Source organism: Streptomyces sp. 13-12-16, assembly GCF_002114215.1.
Classification (GTDB): Bacteria; Actinomycetota; Actinomycetes; order Streptomycetales; family Streptomycetaceae; genus Streptomyces.
In genome coordinates, this window is the sequence record NZ_NCTE01000182.1 from 1 (window position 1) to 1,260 (window position 1,260).

Consider the following 1,260-nt stretch of genomic DNA (forward strand, 5'->3'; position numbering starts at 1 on the left):
GGCCCGGCGTCGCAGGTGGTCAGGGCGGCGAAGGCGGCCCGCAGCCCCGGCACGAACGGCTGGAGCGCGGGGACGGCGTGCGCCGCGGCGGTCAGCCGCTCGGTCATCGCCGTCGCCGTCCGCCCGTTCTCGCCCGGCGCGCCGATGGGGAACGCCGTGGACAGCGCGAGGTGGACGTCCGCCGTGGCCCGGCCCAGCGCGTGCGACTGCGCGGTGAAGTCGTCACCGGAGGCGAGCGCGTCGAGGGCCAGAGTCCAGCCGTCGGAGGCGTTGCGCAGATACGGCTGGAGCACGCCGAGCGTCGCGTTGAACGGATGCGTGGTGCGCAGCCAGGCCACCGGGGCGGGCACCCGGTGGCAGCCCTGCCGGGCCAGCGCCCCGGGCACCTCCAGATCCGGGTTGACACCGGGCTGGACGCGCCGGAACACCTTCAGGATGTACTCGTCGCCGTACACCAGCGAGGAGTTGGACTGCTCGGCGGTCATCAGGCGCGGCACCAGTCCGGCGGGCACCTGCTGGGACCCGTCGCACTCGAACCGCAGCGGGCCCGCCGCGCCGGGGTGGCGCAGCCGCTCCAGGAGCAGCTGGGCGGCGCGCGGGTCGTGCAGGGCGTCGTAGACCGTCAGTCCGGCCAGCCGGCCGTCCGGCACCCTGCCGATGAGCGCCTTGCCGAGCCGCGGCGAGGGGTGCTCCCGCACGCCGAGGAGGAGCTGGTAGCAGTCACCGGCCGGGAGGGTGCCGCCGGGAGCGGGCACGCCTCCGTGACCGGCGTGCACCAGCATGTGCAGACAGCCCGGGAACAGCTCCGTCATCGACAGCACACCGAGGTCGGTGACGGGCCGGTCCTTGCCGGCGAACCAGCGCTGCAGCGGCAGCCACTCGCGCAACAGCCCGGTGAGCGACTCCATGGGCTCGGCGGGCGCGCTTCGCGGCCGCAGGAACGCGGTCTTCGTCATGGTGACGCCTCCTCTCCCCGGCACACGCTCACAGTCGTCGGCCGATGCGGGACGCGACTCGGGCGAGCCGGAACCAGTAGAAGCCGTGGCCCCCGAGGGTCAGCAGGTACGGCAGTTCGCCGACTGCCGGGAAGCGCACCCCGCCGAACAGCTCGACCGGGTGCCGTCCGTCGAACTCGCGCAGGTCCAGCTCGGTGGGCTGGGCGAAGCGTGAGAAGTTGTTGACGCAGAGCACCAGGTCGTCCTCGTACTCGCGCAGGAAGGCGAGGACGGCGGGGTTGGAGGACGGCAGCTCGGTGTAGGA

At 73.7% G+C, this 1,260-nt stretch carries 2 protein-coding genes; both read right to left on the reverse strand.

What is annotated here, in order from left to right:
- On the reverse strand, positions 1 to 956 hold a 956-nt coding region (locus B7767_RS08555), incomplete at its 3' end, for a maltokinase (protein WP_085571643.1).
- 28 nt (positions 957 to 984) lie between these two features.
- On the reverse strand, positions 985 to 1,260 hold a 276-nt coding region (locus B7767_RS08560; protein WP_256923362.1), incomplete at its 5' end, for an alpha-glucosidase C-terminal domain-containing protein.